Raw genomic sequence first — 23998 nt, 5'->3', positions numbered from 1 at the left:
CGGCACAACGGAGTGTCCTCTTTAAAGTAGGCCACTTCCGTAAGACTGCGGTCGTGGCATCATTTTCCCATTTAGAGGAGATAGTCACGTGACAACCCGTGTTGGAATCAATGGTTTCGGTCGTATCGGACGCAACTTCTTGCGTGCAGTTCTGGCTCACAAAGCAGACATCGATATCGTCGCCGTCAACGACCTTGGTTCAATCGATTCGCTTGCTCACCTGGTGAAGTTTGATTCCGTGCTCGGCCCGCTGGGCGAGACGGTTTCAGTCTACGGCGACGAGATTGTCGTCGGAGAACGCCGTATCAAGGTTCTGTCCGAACGCAAGCCAGGCAACCTTCCATGGCGCGAACTGAATGTGGACATCGTCATCGAGTCCACCGGCTTTTTCACCAAGGCTGACGATGCCCGCCACCACATCGAAGCCGGCGCCAAGAAAGTCATCATCTCGGCTCCAGCCAAGCATGAAGACATCACCATTGTGATGGGCGTCAACCACGAAAAGTACGATCCGGCCAGCCACGCCATCATCTCGAACGCATCGTGCACCACCAACTGCTTGGCTCCCGTGGCCAAGGTGCTGAACGACGAATTCGGCATTGTCGACGGCCTGATGACCACCATCCACGCATACACCGCTGACCAGCGTCTGCAGGATGCACCGCACAGCGACCCGCGTCGGGCCCGCGCTGCGGCGCTGAACATGATTCCTACCTCCACCGGTGCCGCCAAGGCTATCGGCGTGGTGCTTCCGGAACTCAAGGGCAAGCTGCACGGTTACGCCATGCGCGTCCCAGTTCCAACCGGCTCGGCCACCGACCTGACCGTCAACCTGGCCCGCACCGCCACCGTGGACGAGATCAACGCAGCCTTTGAGAAGGCCGCCAGCGAAGGCAAGCTTTCCAAGTACCTGGAGTACTCGACCGATCCGCTGGTTTCCTCGGATATCGTGACGAACCCGCATTCGGCAATCTTCGACTCCGGCCTGACCACCATCATGGGCAACACCGTGAAGGTTGTGGCTTGGTACGACAACGAGTGGGGATATTCCTCACGCCTGGTTGACCTTGTCGAATTCGTGGGATCAAGCCTCTAGTCGATAACCTAGAGACATGTCTTCACACACACTTGACGAATTGATCGCTGACAACGGTGTCCGCGGACGCTACGTACTGGTCCGCAGTGACCTGAACGTGCCGCTCGACGGTGACACCGTGACCGATGACGGCCGCGTACGCGCTTCGCTGCCGGTGATTTCCAAGCTGGTTGACGCCGGCGCCAAGGTCATTGTGATGGCCCACCTGGGTCGTCCCAAGGGCCAGTTTGATCCAAAGTACTCCATCGCTCCGGCGGCTACCCGCCTGAACGAGTTGGCCGACTTCGATGTCACCGTGGCTGCCGACGTGGTGGGCCCTTCGGCCCGCGAAGCCGCGGCGAACCTGGCCGACGGTTCGGTTCTGGTCTTGGAGAACGTGCGTTTCGACGCCCGCGAAACCTCCAAGGACGACGCCGAACGTGTCGAGCTGGCCAAGGAACTGGCCGCATTGACCGGCGAGAACGGTGCCTACGTCAACGACGCGTTCGGTGCGGTGCACCGCAAGCACGCCTCGGTGTATGACATTGCCGGCTTGTTGCCGAGCTACCAGGGCGACCTGGTGGCCACCGAGGTGAAGGTCCTCAAGACCCTGACCGAGGCTCCTAAGCGCCCGTACGTGGTGGTTTTGGGCGGTTCGAAAGTCTCGGACAAGCTCGCGGTGATCGACAACCTGATCGGCAAGGCCGACCAGCTGTTGATCGGCGGCGGCATGGCGTTCACCTTCCTGAAGGCGCAGGGCCACAACATTGGCGGCTCGCTGCTTGAAGAAGACCAGATCGCCGTCTGCCAGGAGTACTTGGAACGCGCCGAGAAGCTCGTCTGTGACATTATCCTCCCGGTTGACGTGGTGGTGGCGGACAAGTTCGGTGCCGACGCGGCTCACGAGGTGCTTGACGCAGACAAGATCGAAGAGGCGAGCTTCGGCTCGAACGGCCTAGGCCTGGACATCGGCCCGAAGTCTGCGGAGAAGTTCGCGAGCTACATCACCGGCGCTAACACCGTGTTCTGGAACGGCCCCATGGGTGTCTTCGAGATCCCGGCATTTGCCGAGGGGACTCGAACCGTGGCGCAGGCCCTGGCCGGCTCGGAAGCGTTCAGCGTGGTAGGCGGCGGCGACTCGGCCGCGGCCGTGCGTGCGCTGGGTTTCTCAGAGGATGACTTCGGACATATCTCCACCGGCGGCGGCGCCTCGTTGGAGTACCTTGAAGGCAAGACCCTGCCGGGTGTTGCCGCATTGGAAGGCTGATTTATGACCATTTCGCAAAACGGTGCATTTGTGCGCCAGCCGCTGATCGCCGGCAACTGGAAGATGAACATGGACCACGTCCAGGGCATCACCCTGGTGCAGAAGTTGGCGTGGACCCTGAAGGATCACCAGCATGACTACGATCGGGCCGAGGTGGCGGTATTCCCGCCATTCACGGACCTTCGTGGCGTGCAGACCCTGACCCTGGGTGACAAGCTGGACGTCGTATACGGCGCCCAAGATCTGTCCACTCAGGATTCGGGAGCCTACACCGGTGAAATCTCCGGTCAGTTCCTGAACAAGCTGGGTTGCCGGTACGTTCTGGTCGGCCACTCCGAGCGTCGCGAGTACCACAACGAAACCAACGAGGTCATCGCCTCGAAGCTCGCAGCGGCTTACCGCCACGAGCTGACCCCGGTGTTGTGTGTGGGCGAGGGCCTGGAAATCCGTAAGGCAGGGGAGCAGGTTTCATTTACCCTGACCCAGCTGGAGGAATCCCTGGCCGGCGTCACCGCTGAGCAGGCCGAAAACCTGGTTATCGCTTACGAGCCGGTTTGGGCCATTGGCACTGGCGAAGTTGCGGGACCTGCCGATGCGCAGGAACTGTGCGCCGCCATCCGCGGGGCACTGGCCGAACGCTTCGGTGATGAGATCGCGCAGAAGACCCGACTGCTATATGGCGGTAGTGTTAAGGCGTCAAATGCCGCCGCAATCATGCGTGAACGTGACGTTGACGGCGTGTTGGTTGGCGGAGCCAGCCTTGACGCTGAAGAATTTGCTAATATTGTCAGGTTCGAACATCATCTCGTTACCGACTGAATCTAACTAAGGAACCGTCGTCTTGGATATTATCAAGATCATTTTGCAGGTACTCCTGGGCATCACCAGTGTCTTGCTAACCCTCCTGATTCTCCTGCACAAGGGGAAGGGTGGCGGTATGTCCGACATGTTCGGCGGCGGCATGACCAGCTCGATGGGATCTTCAGGTGTCGCTGAGCGAAACCTGAACCGTATCACCATCATCCTCGGTTTGATCTGGGGTGCGGTCATTATCGGGCTGGCCTTGGTCATGAGATTCAACATCGAAGCTTAATCTTCGAGGTCGCATCGCGCAAAAACGGTGGGCATCTTCTGCAAACTTGTAGAGGATGCCCACCGTTTTAGTACCCCCTCGATGCCGGTGTGGTTAACAATGCAGGAACAACAGCGGCCTGCCGCGCGCATGCATAAGATGGAGAGGCGACTGCGGTAGCGTTGAGATTGCAGCCGGAGCAGAGCATTCGGTGTTGACGCCGCTATGCGAGCAGGTCTCGCTCCAAGCCGTTGGCACGCAGATCTAAGGCCACTGGCGCCAAGCCCATGCTTCTAACGTCGTACCGGCGTAATGGCTGTCTGCTTGGGCGGACGCAGGACTCAGAGTCAGAGTGAAGCGCAGACTAGGGAATCTATGGACCTGCTAAGTGTTATTCCGTTTATGCTGGGGCTCTTGACGCTGACTGCCATCTCGGCCGGCCTGGCACCTTCCATGAGTGCCGGGAGACTGACACGAAACTCTGCGATCGGCATTAAAACTCGGCATACCCTGGCCACTGACGACGCGTGGCTGAGTGGCCATGCGGCTGCCGCTCCCTTGATGAAACTCAGTGGACGGATTGGCTGGGTCTTTTTGTTGCTCGCCACCGCATTTTGCCTGTTTGGGTCGCCGGGGTGGGCCTTCGCGATTACAGGCGTTGGCTATGTGGTGGCCCTGACGTTGCTCTTCGTTGCCACGGCCAAGGCGAACGCCGCAGCAAGATCCAGCGGCTAGCCCTGCCGCATTATCGTCACGACGCTTTCAGGGGTTTCCAAGCCCCGTTGTGCGGCGGTGTGCAGGCAGCCGATGTCGCTGTCGCTTGAGTTCAATCAGGGCGCGAAGGTCTGCATGGTGGGAAGCGGTCAACCAGAATCCGCACGATACCTATGCGCCATGGGCTATCTGATAGCAACTTCAGTTTTGATCGGGTGCGCTAGCAGCCAGAGCTGAACACCGCGATCGAATGGGCCCGGGCGGCATATCGATCCGACACGGTGCCGGCCGGATGCCCAGGCGCGGCGCTGTCCAATTCGAGCTGCCACGGAGCCGCGTTCTCAGGGTGGGGCAGGTCGAATTCGCAGTCCTCGCCGAGGTTGAAAATGATCAGGACACTTCCGGCGAGGCCTTCACCGCGAGGGTCCTGGGCTCTGCCGCGCAGCTGGAGGGCCAATGAACGAAAGTCCGGATTCTGCCAGTGTTCGGCAGCCGGGGCGGACCCGTCAGGGAGCAACCACCGCACATCGGGCAGTCCGTTGGCGCGCAACTGCCCATGAAGGAAACCGCGCTGGCGCAGCAACGGGAGGCGCCGGCGCACCTCAATGAGCCGCCGCACATACTCCATCAGCTCGCGGTCCGTAGCCGACCAGTCGATCCAGCCCAAGTCGTTGTCCTGGGCGTAGGCGTTGTTGTTCCCCCGCTGGCTGTTGCCCAGTTCGTCGCCGGCCAAAAGCATGGGCACACCCTGCGCGAGGAGCAGGGTGGCGAGCATGCCGCGCACACGCAGGCTGCGAGCCTGGGCGATTTCCGAGTCGTCCGTGGGGCCTTCGACCGAGAAGTTGTCGCTGTGGTTCCCATCATGGCCGTCCCGGTTATCCTCGCCATTGGCCTCGTTGTGCTTGCGCGAGTAGGAGACCGTATCGCGCAGGGTGAACCCGTCATGCGCGCTGATGAAATTGATCCCCGCCGCGGTAGTGCGCCCGGAGTGCTCGAAGAGGAACGCGGAACCGAGCAGCAACGCGCCGATATTGGCCTCTCCCAGCGCTTCGCGGCGCCAGGCCCGTCGCACCCCGTCGCGGAATTGGTCGTTCCACTGGGCGAAAGGGGCCGGGAAGTTGCCCAGCTGGTAGCCGCCCGGACCAAGGTCCCAGGGTTCGGCGATCAACTTGAGCCTGCCGAGTACCGGATCTTGGGTGATGGCTTGCAGGAAGGTGCCTTGCGGATCGAAGCCCTGCGGGCCGCGTGCCACCGCGGTGGCCAAATCAAAACGGAAACCGTCGATGCCGAAAGTCTGCGCCCAATAACGCAGGCTGTCCAGCACCATGCGCAGCACCATGGGGGAGTGAACCGCCAGTGTATTACCCGTGCCGCTGTCGTTGGCATAGCGGCTTTTGTCCTCGAGCAGGCGGTAGTACCCGGCATTATCCAGGCCGCGCAGGTTCAGCGTCGGCCCGTGGGCCGCGCCTTCGCCGCTGTGGTTGTAGACCACGTCGAGAATAACCTCGATGCCTGCTTCATGGAGGGTGTAAACCAGCTGGCGAAGCTCGGCCACAGCGTCGTTTGCGGCGTAGCGGGGTTCCGGAGCGAACCATGCCACCGGCTGGTAACCCCAATAGTTCCGCAGACCCTTGCCCACCACGTGTTCGTCGTCGAGGAAGGCCTGCACCGGCAGAAGCTCAACGGCGGTGACCCCGAGACCGCGAAGGTGTTCGATGACCACCGGATGGCCCATGCCGGCGTAGGTTCCGCGCAGGTGCTCCGGAACCCCGGGATGGGCCGCGGAGATGCCTTTCAGATGGGTCTCGTAGATCACCAGGTCGGACAGGTCGTGGCCGGGGCGGTTGCTGGCCGGATCCGGCCCTTCCGGCGCTGAGGCAATGATGCCCTTGGGCACCACCGCTGAGCTGTCGCGCAGATCCGGCTGCGGGTCGAGCTCCCCGGCCGCCGAGCGCAGGGTGCCGTTCATCAACTCGTGATAGCGTACCGGGCGGTCCAGAGATCGAGCGTAGGGGTCGATGAGCAGTTTGTGGACGTTGAAGCGCAGCCCCGCGCTGGGGCGGAACTCGCCGTCGGCGCGCAGCCCGTAGCGGGCCCCCGCGCCCAGGCCGGAAAAATGGGCATGCCAGATACCGTCCTGGCGATAGGGGATCACCAGACGCTGTTCGGGTTGCTGATCCTCGTCCGAAAACAGGCAGAAGTACAGCGCGCTGGCATCAGGTGCATAAACCGCCACGTTCACCCCGGCGGAATCCACGGTGACACCCAGCGGCCAGGGCCGCCCGGCGGATGCCACTCCCGCCGGGGTTCCGGTCATCAGATGAGCTCCGTGAACAGCTTGGCGTACGCGGCCGCTGAGGTGCCCCAGTCCACCTCGGTTTCCAACGCCTGGGCGCGAAGCCGAGCCCACGCGTCGCGATCCGCGTACAGGTCCACCGCCCGGCCCAAGGCAAAACCCAAACCGCCCGCATCGATGTCGCTGAAGGTGAAGCCGGTGGCGGTCCCGTCGGCCAGATGCGCCGGCGTGGCGTCCACGACGGTGTCGCGCAGGCCGCCGGTGGCGGCCACCAATGGGATGGCGCCGTAGCGCAAGCCGATCAGCTGGGTCAGCCCGCACGGCTCGAAGCGCGAGGGGACCAGCACCAAATCCGCGCCGGCATACAACCGGTGGCTCAGCGGCTCGTCGTAGCCGATGTGCAGTCCCACCGACTGCGGATAGCGGGCCGCCAGCTCGCCCAGCGCGTACTCGTAGCCGGGGTCCCCGGAACCGAGCACCACCACCGCGCCACCGGATTCGATGAAGGTCGGCAGCTTCTCCAACAGCAGGTCCACACCCTTTTGGTGGGTGAGCCTGGTGACCACCACCGCCAGCGGGCCGGAAGGATCTGCCAGGCCGAACTGGTCGATGAGCGCTTGCCGGTTGGCGGCCTTGGCCGCAGGTTCTGCCGCGGAATAATTGGTGATCACCGGATCCGTGGCAGGGTTCCAGACGACGGTGTCAATGCCGTTGAGGATCCCCTGAAGTTCTCCGCGGTCCGCTCGCATGGACACCACCCCCTGAAGCCCGAAGCCGAACTCCTGGCGGGTCAGTTCCTGGGCATAGCCGGGGCTCACGGTACTGACCCGTGAGGCATGCACGAGGCCAGCCTTCAGGGTGCTGACCAGCCCATGGTATTCCAGGGCGTCCGGGTGGAAGTCCCACGTCGGAAGGCGCACTGCATCCAACTGGTCAGCGCCGAAGATGCCCTGGAAGGCAATGTTGTGGATGGTCAGCAGGCTGGGTGTCGACGCGCCGGCATACTTCAGGTAGGAGGGCAGAAGCCCGGCCTGCCAATCATGGGCGTGCACCACATCCGGTCGCCAGCGGTCGGAGGTCCCCTCGATGGCCAGCCGTGCGCCCACCCAGGACAACGCCGCAAAACGCACGTGGTTGTCATGGTGGTCGTGTCCATCAACCACATATGGTCCGCCGGGCCGGTCATAAAGATGCGGCGCATCCAGCAGTAGGAGGTCCAGCCCCTCGTAGCGGCACGAACGGACCGAGGCCGGGCCGCCGAAGAGGTTCTCGTCCCGCCAAATCCGCCGGGTGCGGCCCACCCGCTCGAGCAGGCCCGGATAGGCCGGCATCAGGATGCGGCTGCGCCATCCCAGGGGTTCCAGCGCCGCCGGCAGGGCGCCAACCACGTCCGCCAGGCCGCCGGTTTTCACCAGCGGAGCGCATTCGGAAGCAACGGACAGCACACGGCGTAGTTTCTGGGCCATAGGCTCCTACATCCCCTCCAGCACGTCGGCGTTCAAGTCCATGCGGCCCTCGAGCACCGCGGCCCGGCGGTCCAGCATGGGCTGGGTAACCAGCACCACCCCGGAGTCCGTGCGGCGGAACCACTTGGAATCCTCGACCGGGTCCTTCCCGACGATCAGCCCCTCGGGGATACGCACCTCGCTGTCGATCACGCACTTGGTCAGTTCGGCGTTGCGCCCCACATCGACATTCGGCAACGACACGACGTGGTCCAATTTCGAGTAGGAATGGGCACGGTTCCCGGTGAACAAGAGCGACTTGTGGACCTCGGCGCCGGAAAGGATGCAGTTGCCGGAGATCAGCGAGTCGATCGCTTGCCCACGCCGGGATGCGTCATCGTGGATGAATTTTGCCGGAGGTGTCAACTCCGCGTAGGTCCAGATGGGCCAGCGGTTGTCGTACAGATCCAGTGAGGGCACTACCTCGGTCAGGTCAAGGTTCGCCCGCCAGAAGGAATCGATGGTGCCCACATCGCGCCAGTACGGCTCGGTTTCCAGCCCGCTCATCACGCAGGAGTCGGTGAACTTGTGGGCGTAGGCGCTGCCGTTCTTCACGATGGCCGGAATGATATCGTGGCCGAAGTCGTGGCTTGAACTGGAGTCCTCGGCATCCTCAAGCAGCAACTCGCGCAGGAATTTCCAGTTGAAGACGTAGATGCCCATGGAAGCCAGCGCCATATCCGGATCCTCGGGCATGCCCGGAGGGTCTGCCGGCTTTTCCAGGAAGTCCACAATGCGCCCGTTCCCGTTCACGTGCATCACCCCGAAGCCGGTGGCCTCGGCGCGCGGAACCGTCAGGCAGCCGATGGTCACATCGGCCTGCGTGTTGACATGCTGGCGCAGCATGATCTCGTAGTCCATCTTGTAGACGTGGTCCCCGGCCAGGATGATCACGTACTCGATGTCGTAGTCGTCGACGATGTCGATGTTCTGCGTGACGGCATCCGCGGTGCCCAGGTACCACTTGTTTTCCTGGACGCGCTGGCTGGCCGGCAGGATGTCGAGGTACTCGTTGCGCTCGGCGCGGAAGAAGCCCCAGCCGCGCTGCATATGGCGGATCAGCGAATGCGCCTTGTATTGGGTGGCGACGGCCATCTTGCGGACCCCGGAGTTCAGGGCGTTGGAGAGCGGGAAATCGATGATGCGCGACTTGCCGCCGAAGTGGACCGCCGGTTTGGCACGTCGGTCGGTGAGCTCTTCGAGCCGGCTGCCGCGGCCACCGGCCAGGACGAAGGCCATCGCCTGGCTGGACAGGCGCGGCGGCGCCCCGATCAGGTGGCGTGTATCGGGAGCGGTATTCATGAGCGTTCCTCCACAAAATAGATTGCCGATAAAGGTGGGAGTGTGAGTAGTGCGGATTGCGCCTCGCCGCCGGCGGGGACGGTTTCGGTTTCGATGGCTCCGCCGTGGCCGCGATTGGCCCCGTGGTAGTTCTCCGAATCCGTGTTCAAAGCCTCGATCCAGCGTCCGGCCACCGGGAACCCGATGCGGAATCCGGTGCGTTCAACCGGGGTCAGATTCACGACGACGACCACGTGGGCATCGCCAGGCTCGCCGCGGCGCAGCCAGGCGAACACCTGGTGTTCCTTGTCATCGACGAGCAGCCATTGGAACCCTTCGGGACGGGTGTCATGCCGGTGCAGGGCGGGCTGCTCGCGGTAGAGCCGGTTCAGGTCGCGCACCAGCGTGCGCACCCCTGCGTGTCCGGGATCATCGAGCACCTCCCAGTCCAGTGCGCCCTGGTAATTCCATTCGCGTGGCTGTCCGAACTCTTGGCCCATGAACAGCAGCTTCTTGCCGGGATAAGCCCACATGTAGCCGTAGAACGCCTTGAGGTTGCCGAGCTTGTCCGCGTGGCTGCCGGGCATCCGCGAGTACATCGATCCCTTGCCGTGCACCACCTCGTCATGGCTGATGGGCAGCAGGAAGTTCTCGCTGAAGGCGTAGGTGATGCCGAAGGTCAGCTGGTTATGGTGGTGCTTGCGGTAGACCGGATCCTTCCCGAAGTACTCCAGCGAATCGTTCATCCAGCCCAGGTTCCACTTGTAGCCGAAGCCCAGGCCCCCGTCGTGCACCGGGCGGGTGACCCCGGGGTAGGCCGTGGAGTCTTCTGCGATCATCGCGATGCCCGGGTGCCGCGCGTAGCTGGCGGCGTTGGCCTGCTTAAGGAAGTCCAGCGCCTCGTAGTTCTCGTTGCCGCCGTCCTTGTTGGCGATCCACTGGCCCTCGGCACGCGAGTAGTCCCGGTTGATCATCGAGGCGACGGCATCCACCCGCAACCCGTCGAGGTGGTATTCCCCGAGCCAGTACAGCGCGTTGGCCACCAGGAAGTTGCGCACCTCGGGGCGGCCGTAGTTGTAGATCAGCGTGTTCCAATCCGGATGGAACCCCTCGCGCGGATCGAGGTGCTCGTACAAAGCGGTCCCGTCAAAACGGCCCAGCCCATGCTGATCGGTGGGGAAGTGCCCCGGCACCCAGTCGGCGATCACCCCGAGCCCGCGGGCGTGGGCGGCATCGATGAAAGCGGCGAAGTCCTGCCCGGTGCCGTAGCGGATGGTCGGGGCGAAGAGCCCAATGGGCTGGTAGCCCCAGGACCCGTCGAATGGATGCTCGCTGATCGGCATCACCTCGATATGGGTGAAACCCATCTCAGCGGCGTAATCCACCAGCTGAGCAGCCAGTTGCAGGTAGCTCAGCGGTTCACTGCCGTCGCCGGTGCGGCGCCACGAGCCCAGATGCACCTCGTAGATGCTGATCGCGGCGTCGACGGAATTGATTTCCTCGCGCTTGGCGACCCACTGCTGGTCCTGCCAGTGATGAGTGCCCAGGTGCCGCACCACCGATCCGGTGGCAGGCGGGTGCTCGGAGCCGAATCCGACGGGGTCGGCCTTCAGCGGCATCAGCGTGCCGTCCGGGCCGATGATCTCGTACTTGTACACCACGCCCTCGCCAAGCCCGGGCAGGAAAAGCTCCCAGACGCCGGTGGCGCCGCGCGAGCGCATGGGGTGCGCGGTGCCGTTCCAGGCGTTGAAATCCCCGACGACCGAGACCCTTTGGGCGTTGGGCGCCCAGAGCGCGAAGTGCACGCCGGGCACCTTTTCGTGGGTGATCAGGTGGGCGCCGAGCGTGTTCCACAGGCTTTGGTGCTCGCCCTCGCCGATCAGATGCTCATCGAGCTGGCCCATGACCGGGCCAAAGCGGTAGGGGTCCTCGCGTTCTTCCACGTGGCCCGAGGACCAGCGGATGCGCAACCGGTAGTACGGCAAGGCCGGACCGGTGAACAGCGCCGGGTCTGATGCGTGCGCAGCAAGCTCGCGTTCATCGGTGGAGTTGAACAACCACAGCCGCGCCGCTCCCGGAAGCCGCACCACCACATTTTTGCCGTCGTCGGTGGGGCCGAGCACAGCGAAAGGATCCGGGTGCCGCCCCTGGCCCAACAGGCCTACCTGCTGGGCGTCGATCACCGAAAGCGTCTTGTCCTCGTCTTCCACTTGGGACTCCTTGCTGTTTCGAATGCTCTTATCCAAGCACAGTCAGTGCACCGCCAGCTTAAGATGACGCAGGTCAAAGCTGTATGACTTACCGTGACCGAATATGCCGGGCTACAGGGCTGATTCCACGTCCCAAATCTGCGACATATACTCGCGGATTGAGCGGTCTGAGCTGAAATATCCCATGCGGGCCACGTTGAGGATCGCCATTCGCTGCCAGCGTGCGGTGTCGGCGTAGCAGGCGGCCGCCTCGCTTTGCGCCCGGTCGTAGTCCTCGAAGTCCGAGGCCACCAGGAACCAGTCACTGTTCCACAACGCTTCAAGCAATCCATCGTAGCGATGGCGGTCATCGGGGCTGAAGGCACCTTCTGCAATGGACTGAAGCACATCGCGCAGGGTTTGGCTGGCCTCCAGCACGGTGCGCGCGTGCCCGGGCTGCGCCCGGCGTTCGGCGACCTGTTCGGTGGTGAGCCCGAAGAGGAAGAAGTTCTCCGCCCCGACATGCTCGCGGATTTCAACGTTGGCCCCGTCCAAGGTGCCAATGGTCAACGCGCCGTTCAGGGCGAACTTCATGTTTCCGGTGCCCGAGGCCTCCATGCCGGCGGTGGAAATCTGCTCGGAGAGATCCGCCGCGGGGATCAGCTTCTCAGCCATGGAGACGCCGTAGTTCGGCGGGTAGGCCACACGCAGCAAATGCTTGGTGTCCGGGTCGTTGTTCAGAACCTGGGCAACGTCGTTGATCAGCTGGATGATCAGCTTGGCCATGTGGTAGCTCGGGGCGGCCTTGCCTCCGAAGATCTTGACCCGGGGAACCCAGCCGGCCTGCGGGTCGCGCTTGATCCGCTGCCAATGCGCAATGGTCCACAGGATGTTCAGCAGCTGGCGTTTGTATTCGTGCAGCCGCTTCACCTGGGCGTCGAACAAGGCTTCGGTGGGCAGCTCGATTCCGTGTTCCTGGGCCAGCCAGCCGGTGAAATGCTGTTTGGCCTGGCACTTGCTGCGGCCAAAGGCGTCGCGGAAGGCCGGGTCATCGGCATAAGGCTCCAATTCGCGGAGCCGCTGAAGGTCGGTTTCCCAGCCGGAGCCGATGGTGTCGGTGATCAGCGATGCCAGCGACGGGTTGGCCAGCTTGAGCCAACGGCGCGGGGTGATGCCGTTGGTGATGTTCACGATGCGCCCCGGGTGGAGTTCATTGCGCACCGGGAACAGGTCCTTGCTGACCAGGTCGGTGTGCAGGGCCGAGACGCCGTTGACCTTGTGGCTGGTGGCAAAGGCTAGGTCTCCCATGCTGACCTGATCGTTGCTGATCAGGCGCACCGGGTCGGGGGAGGAGCCCTGCAATTGAATGAACTGGGTGTCCAAGGTTTCGATGATCTGCAGGTGGCGCGGGAGGACCTTGCGCATCAAGCCCACGCTCCAGCGTTCCAGGGCCTCGGGCAGCAAGGTGTGGTTGGTGTAGCCCAGCACCCCGGTGGCGGTTTTCACCGCCGTATCGAAGTCGACACCGTGCTCGTCCACCAGCAGGCGGATCAGTTCGGGACCGGCAATGGCCGGATGGGTGTCGTTCATCTGGATGGCAACAAATTCGGGCAGCCTGAGCAGATCCTCGTGGGCGGAGAGATAGCGGCGCAGGATGTCCTGCACGGAGGCCGAGGTCAGGAAGTATTCCTGGGAGAGCCGAAGGCGCTTGCCGCGGTCGGTGGTGTCGTCCGGATAGAGCACCCGGCTCAGGCTTCGAGCCAACGCCTCCGGCTTCGAAGCCGCGGCGAAATCCCCGGCGTTAAAGCGGCTCAGGTCGAACAGGTCCGCGCTGGGCATGGGCGCCCAGAGCCGAAGGGTGTTGGCCCATTGGCCGCCGTAGCCGACAACGGGTGTGTCATGGGCCGAAGCGAGCACCTGGGCGCCCGGCGACCAGATCCAAGCCCCGTTGTGCTCCGCGAGCTCGCCGCCAAATCCCACCGGGTAGGCGGCCTCGGGGCGTGTGAAGTCCCAGGGGTTATCCGTGGCCAGCCAGTTTTCCGGGGTTTCGATCTGCCGCCCGTTTTCGAAATGCTGGCGGAACAGCCCGTGCTCGTAGCGCAGGCCGTACCCGTAAGCAGGGCATCCCGTAGTGGCCATCGATTCCAGATAGCAGGCGGCCAAACGCCCCAACCCGCCATTGCCCAAGGCCGCGTCTGGCTCGCCCTCGGCCACTTCGGCAAAACTCAATCCGAATTCGTCCAGCACTTGAACCACGATGTCCCGCAAACCGAGATTGATGGCCTGGTCCTCCAGCAGCCGGCCAATCAGGAATTCCATCGACAGGTAGTAGACCCGTTTACGGTCTTCGTCCCAGGTGCGCCGGGTGGCGTTGAACCAGGGGTCGACCGCGTGGTCGCGCACCGCATGGGACACGGCGATCCGCCAGTCGAAGAGCGAAGCTTTCTGCGGGCTCTTGCCGACCGTGTACTGCAGGTGGCGTAGCAGGGCTTGGCGGAACTGTGCTGGCGTTGGCGCAGCCTGCTCGGCTGCAACATCGCCGAGTTCGAAGGCATCGATGGGTTGCGACATGTGCTGATCTCCTTGTCAACTGATGGATAAGGGCTTTCAGTGGTAGTGCGTGAAAGGTGACACTACTCTATGATCGGCATTCTGTTCTCACCGATGACCTTGTGGCGTCATCGAAGATCCAATGCGCCATAGCCCCGGTGCGCTGCCTGTCCTGGAAGTCCCAGACCAGTCGGTGCCCTGAGGCGATCGTATCCGGCCGTGGAAAACGAGGTGTTTATTGCGTGTGAAGTTTAGGTTTAATGATGTGTACCTTGCACTGAGGAGTCGATCAGCTCCACCACGCGTTGCGCCGGCCCCAGGAGGCGGCGACACCGGCGCCGCCGTGGCCGTAGACCGCCCTTATGTTCCAGAACCTCGTATTGGGCTAGCTTTGGAACCAGGCTTATGGCTCGTGTGAGCAGGTCGGAAGCTGATTGCGCAGCACCTTCGATGTTGGTTTCATTGGCAACATCGCTCCCGCCCACAATGATGTCATTGTGGTGCGGAATGATACAGGCGAGACCCCCAGATTGATCGTCATCACTGAGCGGTCTTGCAGCCCTGCGGAATTGGCCAGCCGGATCAACTGTCTACGAGTCGGATACACGCTGTGATCATCGTCCAGCAATTCGCCTGCGCTAATCCTGCCCGCAAGCACAACTGAATCGGCATCTGCCGGGAGAGTGCCAGCGGGGCTCACGGTCCGCTGCTCAAGCTGCACGCAGTAACGCTGGAACTGGTTTTAGAACAAGGAAAGATAAGTGGGCATCGCGATGACCGGGACTGTGGAGCTGGTGGCGCTGAGCGCACTTTCGATCAACAACGAGGGGTCTTTTAGGCTCGCATGACTAGGGCGCCAAGCCCAAACGTCTAACGAGTATCGGAGGATTCGTTGGCCCGAATTCACGGGGGAAGACTTCGTGACGATGTGAACCGAAGGGCGCACAATGTATTGATCTATTGAGTGTTATTCCCTTGTTGCTTGGACTCTTGATTCTGATTACCGTCGCGATGGCTTGGCACCTGCTATGAGTGCCGGGAAGCTGGCATGAATCTCCGCGGACGGATTGGTTTTGTCTATTATTGGGCGTCGCCGTGTTTGGCTGTTGAGGCTACCTGGGTGGGTCTTTTTGATCACTGTTGCTGGATGTGCCGTGGCTCGGAGGCTGGCCTTCGTTGCTACGGCCACGGCGATTGCTGCTGCAGGGACCAGTGGATAACCCTAGGCAGGCAATGGTCGCGGCATTCTCAACGAGGATCTTGCCGCGCTGCAACGGAATTGCAACAGTGAAAAGGTGAATGGAGCCAAGCCAATTTGATTCGGGCAGAGTTGCGAAAGATAGCCGCGAAAACTGAACTCGAACTCCAGCGCAAACCCTGACTGAATAGTAGAACCGGCTTTGCTTTATTTGAGTGTGGACGATTTGCTTGCTCAGCTTTGCTGTCGTGAAAAGAACTAAAAGAAACAGGGCAGATTCCGTATAATTGGCCATGTCAGCTAGTAAGCTCCCCGCGCCTGCGGGGATGAGCCCGAGACAGCTCCTAAACCTGCTCCATCCAAGTTAAGCTCCCCGCGCCTGCGGGGATGAGCCCTCGGTCGGCTGCTTCTGCGTAACTTCTCCCTGAAGCTCCCCGCGCCTGCGGGGATGAGCCCGCATTACCGTTCTTAGACGCTCCCATCCAAGTTAAGCTCCCCGCGCCTGCGGGGATGAGCCCCAACCGGCAATCCGCAAGGAGACTCTACCCATAAGCTCCCCGCGCCTGCGGGGATGAGCCCAACGAGGCGGGCGACACCGTGGCAAGCCTAGCCAAGCTCCCCGCGCCTGCGGGGATGAGCCCAAGTGGGCGAAAAAGAGCGAACTGAAAGACCTAAGCTCCCCGCGCCTGCGGGGATGAGCCCCAGCCCGCGTCCGGCCACGCCAATGATCCTCAAAAGCTCCCCGCGCCTGCGGGGATGAGCCCTAAGGAATTAGTTGGGGGCGGTTTTGTTTTGTAAGCTCCCCGCGCCTGCGGGGATGAGCCCCTGCTGCAGGTGGGTCGCAGTCTTCCTGCCTTAAGCTCCCCGCGCCTGCGGGGATGAGCCCCTCATGACCACACGCAGGAAACAAGCCGACGCAAGCTCCCCGCGCCTGCGGGGATGAGCCCACGCGCATCTTCTCCACACCGTTTTCGGTTTGAAGCTCCCCGCGCCTGCGGGGATGAGCCCAACAAAGAAGATCGCTAGGCAACTACGCATAGAAGCTCCCCGCGCCTGCGGGGATGAGCCCGCGGTTGCTGAGCTTATCGGCGAAGCTAGGCCAAGCTCCCCGCGCCTGCGGGGATGAGCCCGGCATCAACGCGATCCCTGGGACGTGTTCGGTGAAGCTCCCCGCGCCTGCGGGGATGAGCCCGCCCGCTTCAACCCGAAGCGTTTCGAAGCCGCAAGCTCCCCGCGCCTGCGGGGATGAGCCCCCCACGCCGTGCCGGGGCCGCTGTTGAATGGGAAGCTCCCCGCGCCTGCGGGGATGAGCCCTGAAGGAAATTGCAAGCAAGTACATGCGCCGAAAGCTCCCCGCGCCTGCGGGGATGAGCCCCCACCCCGGGTAGCGCTATTTTTACGCCCAGAAAGCTCCCCGCGCCTGCGGGGATGAGCCCACAATGTCCCCACGGACGGCGACGACTGGTTGGAAGCTCCCCGCGCCTGCGGGGATGAGCCCTGGTGGCCTTTGTTATTCCCGAAAGGAATTCAAAGCTCCCCGCGCCTGCGGGGATGAGCCCACTGCGCCACGCAAGACCCGTGGCCTGTTGCAAAGCTCCCCGCGCCTGCGGGGATGAGCCCATGTTCGCTGAAGCTGTTGGCGGCGACACCATAAGCTCCCCGCGCCTGCGGGGATGAGCCCATGTTCGCTGAAGCTGTTGGCGGCGACACCATAAGCTCCCCGCGCCTGCGGGGATGAGCCCACGCAGCCCTGCACGACAAGGCACGTGGAACCAAGCTCCCCGCGCCTGCGGGGATGAGCCCACGGACGTTTCCCAGACGTTCGATCAGACGTTAAGCTCCCCGCGCCTGCGGGGATGAGCCCCTATCAACACTGGTCACTTCCGGCAACGCGACAAGCTCCCCGCGCCTGCGGGGATGAGCCCATCTGGCGGCAACTGGTCAGCAAGTGGCTTCAAAGCTCCCCGCGCCTGCGGGGATGAGCCCGCGCAAACGCTCAACAAGCAAACATGGTTTGAAAGCTCCCCGCGCCTGCGGGGATGAGCCCACTGGGCGTACGCACCGCTGATCAGCAGTCAAAAGCTCCCCGCGCCTGCGGGGATGAGCCCGGCCCTGGGCGATGACGCGCATACCCTTCGCGAAGCTCCCCGCGCCTGCGGGGATGAGCCCAATCGTGGTCGGGTCAGTGAACCAGACTTCTGAAGCTCCCCGCGCCTGCGGGGATGAGCCCGACGGTGAACGCGGACACGAACGAGTTCGGCAAAGCTCCCCGCACCTGCGGGGATGAGCCCGCCTGAGAGCCGATCTAAGAGCCTAACAGCACAAGCTCCCCGCGCCTGCGGGGATGAGCCCTGTTCGCTACGTGCCCGTAGATCCGCGTCGTTAAGCTCCCCGCGCCTGCGGGGATGAGCCCAATGCTGAGCGTGATAAGGAAGCTCGCCTGATAAGCTCCCCGCGCCTGCGGGGATGAGCCCGTGCCGCAAAGGACGTTGTACGCGCAGTATTCAAGCTCCCCGCGCCTGCGGGGATGAGCCCCAATCACCCGCACCACAGTCCGCACCGGAATCAAGCTCCCCGCGCCTGCGGGGATGAGCCCGCAGAGTCGGCGCGTGTGGCGGCTGAGGATGCAAGCTCCCCGCGCCTGCGGGGATGAGCCCTTGGACAGGGTCGACCGGGTACGCTCCGCCGCAAGCTCCCCGCGCCTGCGGGGATGAGCCCACACCCCATGCGAAAGTCACGCCACTACCGAAAAGCTCCCCGCGCCTGCGGGGATGAGCCCGCGCGTCCACAGCTATTGAGATTGCTAAACCCAAGCTCCCCGCGCCTGCGGGGATGAGCCCTCTTGGGCTTGCTCGGCCACCTGAGCCTGTAGAAGCTCCCCGCGCCTGCGGGGATGAGCCCGGCAATATCACGCATCAGCATGAAACCGGTGATAAGCTCCCCGCGCCTGCGGGGATGAGCCCGCGATGACGATAGCCAGGATAGTGCGGATCGTAAGCTCCCCGCGCCTGCGGGGATGAGCCCGGAACCGGCTCGACAAGCGGATCCAGACTCAGAAGCTCCCCGCGCCTGCGGGGATGAGCCCGAGTAGAAACTCGGATCAGCGTTGCCGGTGTTAAGCTCCCCGCGCCTGCGGGGATGAGCCCGGTTCGTGCGGATGCTGCGAAGACCTAAACGAAAGCTCCCCGCGCCTGCGGGGATGAGCCCAGTTCCCGGTGTGGGCGTTGGGCCTACTAGGAAAGCTCCCCGCGCCTGCGGGGATGAGCCCCTGCGCAGGAGCCTTTGCAGCCGACACCTTGGAAGCTCCCCGCGCCTGCGGGGATGAGCCCTTTCCCTCTACCAGTTGAGGGCTACGTTCCCTAAGCTCCCCGCGCCTGCGGGGATGAGCCCGCCCGCCGCCGGGTCGCCTACGTCGTCGGACAAAGCTCCCCGCGCCTGCGGGGATGAGCCCCATACCTGGTTCTCTTTGACCCAGCCGACAACAAGCTCCCCGCGCCTGCGGGGATGAGCCCTGCGCGATCGGGTCATTTTCAGCCCGGTAATGAAGCTCCCCGCGCCTGCGGGGATGAGCCCGGACAAAATATCTACGTCGACGTGTACGAACGAAGCTCCCCGCGCCTGCGGGGATGAGCCCCCGAAGCTCCCGAGCACCTGAGCCACCCACCACAAGCTCCCCGCGCCTGCGGGGATGAGCCCCTCAAAGCAAACCGAGGAGTGAAATAAATGTCAAGCTCCCCGCGCCTGCGGGGATGAGCCCTCCAGATAGGTTTGCAGGGTCTGGTCGTCGATAAGCTCCCCGCGCCTGCGGGGATGAGCCCCAAAATATGTTGTATGGGAGAACGTTCGAGGTGCAAGCTCCCCGCGCCTGCGGGGATGAGCCCGAAAGGGCGCACCATGAACGCCGACATAATCAAAGCTCCCCGCGCCTGCGGGGATGAGCCCGTGACAGCATGGGCTCACGCATCACCCAGATGAAGCTCCCCGCGCCTGCGGGGATGAGCCCCCTGTGCCCACCATCGAGCTGCACCAGGTCGCAAGCTCCCCGCGCCTGCGGGGATGAGCCCAAGCACCGGACAATACGCACTCACCCCAAGCAAAGCTCCCCGCGCCTGCGGGGATGAGCCCCCCGCCGAGTCGCCAGCACCAGTGACAAACGAAAGCTCCCCGCGCCTGCGGGGATGAGCCCAGGGTGGCCACCTCGATGGCGTGCTCCATGAGAAGCTCCCCGCGTCTGCGGGGATGAGCCCACTGCGCCGTCCCCTGAGCTGCCAGGCAAGAAAAGCTCCCCGCGCCTGCGGGGATGAGCCCACCGAGCTGGCCGGCAGCTTCGGCCACACCAGAAGCTCCCCGCGCCTGCGGGGATGAGCCCACGAGCGAGAACGATGCTACGAGGCGTGGCGTGAAGCTCCCCGCGCCTGCGGGGATGAGCCCGCAACCCACCTGGCTAACCAGCTGCTCGATAAAAGCTCCCCGCGCCTGCGGGGATGAGCCCACCACCCACAAGCGCTCGCCGTGGCCAGGTCTAAGCTCCCCGCGCCTGCGGGGATGAGCCCCGCAACGATCCTTATCGGTCCCGGTGAAGCTGAAGCTCCCCGCGCCTGCGGGGATGAGCCCTGGAATCGTGCCAGAACATACAGTGACTGTGTAAGCTCCCCGCGCCTGCGGGGATGAGCCCCAGCCGATCGCGTCCTTGACCCACCCGATGACAAGCTCCCCGCGCCTGCGGGGATGAGCCCAAGCGGATTCGGGTGTCTCGCGAGATTTTCACAAGCTCCCCGCGCCTGCGGGGATGAGCCCACTGCATCGACCGCCGGTGTGGACGTTTTCAGAAGCTCCCCGCGCCTGCGGGGATGAGCCCTCGCAGCGTCACGGCCTGCACGTCTCACCTGAAAGCTCCCCGCGCCTGCGGGGATGAGCCCCTCGGCAAATACACCATCCTCAACGGCAAAAAAGCTCCCCGCGCCTGCGGGGATGAGCCCCCGTCCGATGGGGAATCGCACATCACTATCGGAAGCTCCCCGCGCCTGCGGGGATGAGCCCCATGGCGCGCATCAAGGCAGGGCTGGAAAAGCAAGCTCCCCGCGCCTGCGGGGATGAGCCCATCAGAAAATTAGTCGGCCAACAGCATCGAAAAAGCTCCCCGCGCCTGCGGGGATGAGCCCACGAAGATCCCCGGCATCCAGACCAGCCACATAAGCTCCCCGCGCCTGCGGGGATGAGCCCGATCTTGGTAGGGATGACAAGGTGTGCGTCGAAAGCTCCCCGCGCCTGCGGGGATGAGCCCCACAGCGCTGCGACAGCCGCCATGAGCGGGGCAAGCTCCCCGCGCCTGCGGGGATGAGCCCCATGCAACCAGACTGAATATACCGCTTTTGAGAAGCTCCCCGCGCCTGCGGGGATGAGCCCAGTTCGGCTCTCGTTCTTCGCTCAAGCGATTCAAGCTCCCCGCGCCTGCGGGGATGAGCCCAAGAAAACCCCCGATAAGATCAGGGGTATGGGAAGCTCCCCGCGCCTGCGGGGATGAGCCCTGGGCAGCGCTGAGCGGGCCCTAGGTGACGCGAAGCTCCCCGCGCCTGCGGGGATGAGCCCGACGGCAACATCAAGCGTCGCGTGGAATTCCTAAGATCCCCGCGCCTGCGGGGATGAGCCCGGTTCGCCTTTCAGTACTTCGTTTTCGTCATAAAGCTCCCCGCGCCTGCGGGGATGAGCCCATCGTTCCGCGACTCAGCCGGTGACCTGTACAAAGCTCCCCGCGCCTGCGGGATGAGCCCCAATGATTCGAGTGGGCCAATGATCAAGATCGAAGCTCCCCGCGCCTGCGGGGATGAGCCCGCAGAGAACTGTTTGATCCCGCGCCAGCTCCGAAGCTCCCTGCGCCTGCGGGGATGAGCCCTCCTCAGGCAGAATCGTCTCGTGGTTGTCGAACAAGCTCCCTGCGCCTGCGGGGATGAGCCCGAAAATAACGACCGCTCCTGTATGGGCGGTAAAAGCGCCCCGCGCTTGCGGGCGTGAGCTCGCCTGGCACGTTTGGAGCTAGCCAACGAACTGAAGCTCCCAGCGTCTGCGGGAACGGGCCCGTGACATACCGCAGTTTCTGCGGCCATCGCCAGAGATGGACGCGCTTCTGGAGAATAAGCCAGTGAAGTTAGCACAAGGAGCAAATGGGTCTCGTTAAATATGAGTTGACCAAAAGTGCGCGAATGCGGGGCCGCTCAGGTGAGACCAGATTCGGCCAAAGTTTCAGTGAAAGCAGTGGCCATTGTCGGAGAATCTCGTTGGACACCATCGGGCATTCGATTAGGTCGCCGGCGGGCAAGGCGCAAGGCCACCAGGAACCACCTTGTAGACTTCTGTGTTTCAATGGCGGTGCGTTGATAAATGGCTTAGCATACCTTGGGCGCCATGCCGTTCGACCATAGATTTCTAAGAATCGTATCCGGCCTTCGACGTATGGGCTACTAGACATGGAAGGCTGAGGCAGGACCGAGGCCAACCGCACAGATCGGCAACCGCCGTTACTAGAAAACGGACGATTGCCGATCATCTGCGTGATTCCGATTCTTGGAATCACGCAGGGAAATGAATATAACACCGGAAAACCTTGCAGGCAAGAGCTAGCAACATAACCATTAGATTCGCCTGCCACAACGCAACAGCTCGAATAATTCGTTCCAAAACCCCTGCTCCGCAAGGATGATTACTTGGCTCTTCTTGCAACCTAACCGGGCTCATACCCGCTTCAACGCGAGTTCGGGCTACGGGTCGATCTTACCTTTGGAGCAATGAAAAAACGATGCGCCGTCTCATCAACGCTTTCGATGTCGGAATTTACTCATATTGCTCCACCCTGGGCGTAGCCCGCTAGGTTCCGCTGCACGAATGGACTTTGTTGATTCTGTTCCATTCGATTCACTATCAGCTTTGACCTCTTGGCTGCGGGGGCGAGACATTAGTGAAATACCATCAAAATCCTTCACCAGCCACGGATGCCTGTGCACACGGACCTTCATTCGTTGCTCGTTGCGCGCAGAATGGACGAGGATCGCTCGCCCGTCTTTGCAGAGCACGCGGACTTCGTCCCAAATTTCGTCTCGTATTCGGGCAGAAACAACTCCCACGAATACACCCGCGCTAATCTCCATCAGCCATCTACTGAGAAAGCCCCGCAAACCAACCGGGCAAGACGACAGCACTATCACGGTCATGGCGAATTACCTTCCGATGCATAGTTACTACCACTAGGCAGTAGTCCGGCTGCGTAGTCCCAGATATTAACTACATCGTTACTGAGATCAGAATCTTCAGGAATCTCGTCTGGAAGGAGCAAACTCTGAATGTCTTGAGCGCACCGGCCCATGAGGCCACTGGAGAATACTGCGTCTCGTACTGCCCGCCGAACTGCAGCAGTAACGTCTACCGGTTCTGCAGCTGTCACTTCGAACGCGATCGGTATGGTCAGCTGAGCCTTGTACAAATCAGCAATGTCATAAACAAAGGACTTGTCATGGCCTGTATGGACGAAGCCTAAACCAGGCGAACATCCAAGCGAGACCACTACAGTGTGGATGACTCCATACAAGCAGACGTGGGCAGCCGAAAGGGCTTTATTGATTTCGTCGCTAGCGTCGAAGTCATCGACTTTGTAGTCGCGCCGCGTCCAAGGCACCTTCCATTTGTCGGACTGTTCTCGGTAGATCCGCCGAACGCGTGCGCCCTCCCGACCACGAAGTTGCTGCATCGTCGCTTGAGAAGTTTCCTCACCAGGAAATCGAAGCTCGTACATTTTTCTCGCGATGGAAAGGCGCAACTGTTGGTTCGAGACCAGCCGTGCTTGAGCTTCAAGTAACCTCGAGGATCTCGCTAGTGAACGGCCGTGTGCGTAGTATCGAACTCCATTCTCACCAACCCAGACCGCTGTAGCACCAGATTCTGCCAGCAACGACATGGCCTGGTGCGTCACGCGAGTACCAGGTCCAAATAGGAGAGTCCCTATTGATGCAGCCGGCACGTTGACCACTGATTCACGATCAGTTACGGTGAGCGCGTTCTGATCTCGATGCACGGTGCATCGTTCGAGGTACAAAAACGAAATACGATCTTTGACTCGAGTCAGCGCTGGCAGCTGAACAGGGCGTTTGGCCGGAGTTGGTCCCGACATGTCAGATTCTCGCGGGGGCCAGAGACATAAGACCCAACCCGTAGGCCTTCCCGCGACCTATCCCGGAAACCAGCGCGGCGCGAAAAGCTTGAAGGTCATCAACGCGCAGAGTCCCATCGAATTGAGTGCTGTGTAGTGTGACAGTTGAGTTTTTCCTCTTGAACCTGCGATTCCCCGATGCGCCGATGCGTACCATTGGACCAATATCCGCAGATTCGAGGATAGAAAACCCATGTAACGCACCCTGACGTTGGAGCCATTCAACTTTTTGAGCGTCGTGAATAATAGGCACGCGTTTGCCACGAACAAGCTCCGGACGTTTGGCATTCGGCGAGCCGGCATCTACCGCGGATTTCATCGTGTTACCTGTAAGGCGGAATCCGTAGCGTTTTCCTTGCTCAATCTGGTCCAAGACCCGAGTGTAGTCTTGGGTCTCCGGTGCGAACTGACTCAATCCGGCTTCTTCATGGAAATCCGTTGTAGCAGGCTTTTCAGTGCTGACAATATAGAGCCAAGTGCTGGTCGTAAATGAATCGATGCGCCACAAGACGCGTTGGTCGCCGGAATGGCCGTGCGGTGCAGGGTCGAACATCTTCATGATTGCGCCATGTAGCCGATGCGGGTTTACCAGATAAGGCATCGCTGTACGCAATGTTGGGTCGATGGCGATGCGTGTTCTGTAAGTCATGATCT

General features: G+C 62.3%; 13 protein-coding genes and 1 CRISPR repeat array. Of the genes, 5 read left to right on the top strand and 8 right to left on the bottom strand.

Annotation, left to right across the window (positions count from 1 at the left end):
• Window positions 1-88: 88 nt before the first annotated feature.
• From gap to ACIOWL_RS15870, 5 genes are all read left to right on the top strand, one after another.
• A complete protein-coding gene (gap, locus tag ACIOWL_RS15890) occupies window positions 89-1096 on the top strand; it encodes a type I glyceraldehyde-3-phosphate dehydrogenase (RefSeq protein WP_400387189.1) in 1008 nt (335 codons plus the stop codon).
• Window positions 1097-1112: 16 nt separating this feature from the next.
• Window positions 1113-2342, top strand: coding sequence for a phosphoglycerate kinase (locus ACIOWL_RS15885; RefSeq protein ID WP_400387186.1), 1230 nt, complete (start codon window positions 1113-1115; stop codon window positions 2340-2342).
• A gap of 3 nt (window positions 2343-2345) precedes the next feature.
• Window positions 2346-3161 (top strand): triose-phosphate isomerase, encoded by an 816-nt coding sequence (gene tpiA, locus ACIOWL_RS15880; protein WP_400387183.1) that lies wholly within the window; start codon window positions 2346-2348, stop codon window positions 3159-3161.
• Between the two features lie 22 nt (window positions 3162-3183).
• Window positions 3184-3435 carry a preprotein translocase subunit SecG gene (gene secG / locus ACIOWL_RS15875; protein WP_047119343.1) on the top strand — a complete coding sequence of 84 codons (252 nt, stop codon included), beginning with the start codon at window positions 3184-3186 and terminating at the stop codon, window positions 3433-3435.
• A 354-nt stretch (window positions 3436-3789) separates the two neighbouring features.
• A complete protein-coding gene (locus ACIOWL_RS15870) occupies window positions 3790-4149 on the top strand; it encodes an SdpI family protein (RefSeq protein ID WP_400387180.1) in 360 nt (119 codons plus the stop codon).
• 199 nt (window positions 4150-4348) lie between these two features.
• Here ACIOWL_RS15870 and glgX read toward each other — a convergent pair whose 3' ends face one another.
• From glgX to cas6e, 8 genes are all read right to left on the bottom strand, one after another.
• The gene (gene glgX / locus ACIOWL_RS15865) at window positions 4349-6445 is read right to left on the bottom strand and encodes a glycogen debranching protein GlgX (protein WP_400387178.1); all 2097 of its coding nucleotides are present in this window, start codon (window positions 6443-6445) and stop codon (window positions 4349-4351) included.
• Window positions 6445-7890: a glycogen synthase GlgA gene (glgA, locus tag ACIOWL_RS15860; protein ID WP_400387175.1), complete on the bottom strand. Its 1446-nt coding sequence runs from the start codon at window positions 7888-7890 to the stop codon at window positions 6445-6447. The genes glgX and glgA overlap by 1 nt, the downstream gene beginning before the upstream one ends.
• 6 nt (window positions 7891-7896) lie before the next feature.
• Window positions 7897-9231 carry a glucose-1-phosphate adenylyltransferase gene (gene glgC / locus ACIOWL_RS15855; protein ID WP_400387172.1) on the bottom strand — a complete coding sequence of 445 codons (1335 nt, stop codon included), beginning with the start codon at window positions 9229-9231 and terminating at the stop codon, window positions 7897-7899.
• The gene (gene glgB / locus ACIOWL_RS15850; RefSeq protein WP_400387170.1) at window positions 9228-11420 is read right to left on the bottom strand and encodes a 1,4-alpha-glucan branching protein GlgB; all 2193 of its coding nucleotides are present in this window, start codon (window positions 11418-11420) and stop codon (window positions 9228-9230) included. Before glgB ends, glgC begins: the two co-directional genes overlap by 4 nt.
• A 111-nt stretch (window positions 11421-11531) precedes the next feature.
• A complete protein-coding gene (locus ACIOWL_RS15845; protein WP_400387167.1) occupies window positions 11532-13970 on the bottom strand; it encodes a glycogen/starch/alpha-glucan phosphorylase in 2439 nt (812 codons plus the stop codon).
• A 1482-nt stretch (window positions 13971-15452) separates the two neighbouring features.
• A CRISPR array of direct repeats spans window positions 15453-21163; the repeat unit is 29 nt; unit sequence AAGCTCCCCGCGCCTGCGGGGATGAGCCC.
• Between the two features lie 790 nt (window positions 21164-21953).
• Window positions 21954-22352: a type I-E CRISPR-associated endoribonuclease Cas2e gene (cas2e, locus tag ACIOWL_RS15840; protein ID WP_400387164.1), complete on the bottom strand. Its 399-nt coding sequence runs from the start codon at window positions 22350-22352 to the stop codon at window positions 21954-21956.
• Window positions 22349-23305, bottom strand: a complete 957-nt coding sequence (cas1e, locus tag ACIOWL_RS15835; protein ID WP_400387162.1) for a type I-E CRISPR-associated endonuclease Cas1e — start codon at window positions 23303-23305, stop codon at window positions 22349-22351. Before cas1e ends, cas2e begins: the two co-directional genes overlap by 4 nt.
• A gap of 1 nt (window position 23306) precedes the next feature.
• Window positions 23307-23993, bottom strand: a complete 687-nt coding sequence (gene cas6e, locus ACIOWL_RS15830; RefSeq protein ID WP_400387159.1) for a type I-E CRISPR-associated protein Cas6/Cse3/CasE — start codon at window positions 23991-23993, stop codon at window positions 23307-23309.
• Between the last annotated feature and the right edge of the window lie 5 nt (window positions 23994-23998).

This window comes from Glutamicibacter sp. NPDC087344 (assembly GCF_044744225.1).
Classification (GTDB): domain Bacteria; phylum Actinomycetota; class Actinomycetes; order Actinomycetales; family Micrococcaceae; genus Glutamicibacter.
The sequence above is the reverse complement of the archived record's forward strand: the minus strand, read 5'-3'. Positions and strand labels throughout refer to the sequence as shown.

What these genes read in the sequence shown, in the direction of transcription:
- cas1e (WP_400387162.1), bottom strand. Translation starts at nt 23,305, where the DNA reads ATGTCGGGACCAACTCCGGCCAAACGCCCTGTTCAGCTGCCAGCGCTG.
- tpiA (WP_400387183.1), top strand. Translation starts at nt 2,346, where the DNA reads ATGACCATTTCGCAAAACGGTGCATTTGTGCGCCAGCCGCTGATCGCC.
- cas2e (WP_400387164.1), bottom strand. Translation starts at nt 22,352, where the DNA reads ATGACCGTGATAGTGCTGTCGTCTTGCCCGGTTGGTTTGCGGGGCTTT.
- ACIOWL_RS15885 (WP_400387186.1), top strand. Translation starts at nt 1,113, where the DNA reads ATGTCTTCACACACACTTGACGAATTGATCGCTGACAACGGTGTCCGC.
- glgX (WP_400387178.1), bottom strand. Translation starts at nt 6,445, where the DNA reads ATGACCGGAACCCCGGCGGGAGTGGCATCCGCCGGGCGGCCCTGGCCG.
- ACIOWL_RS15845 (WP_400387167.1), bottom strand. Translation starts at nt 13,970, where the DNA reads ATGTCGCAACCCATCGATGCCTTCGAACTCGGCGATGTTGCAGCCGAG.
- cas6e (WP_400387159.1), bottom strand. Translation starts at nt 23,993, where the DNA reads ATGACTTACAGAACACGCATCGCCATCGACCCAACATTGCGTACAGCG.
- ACIOWL_RS15870 (WP_400387180.1), top strand. Translation starts at nt 3,790, where the DNA reads ATGGACCTGCTAAGTGTTATTCCGTTTATGCTGGGGCTCTTGACGCTG.
- glgC (WP_400387172.1), bottom strand. Translation starts at nt 9,231, where the DNA reads ATGAATACCGCTCCCGATACACGCCACCTGATCGGGGCGCCGCCGCGC.
- glgA (WP_400387175.1), bottom strand. Translation starts at nt 7,890, where the DNA reads ATGGCCCAGAAACTACGCCGTGTGCTGTCCGTTGCTTCCGAATGCGCT.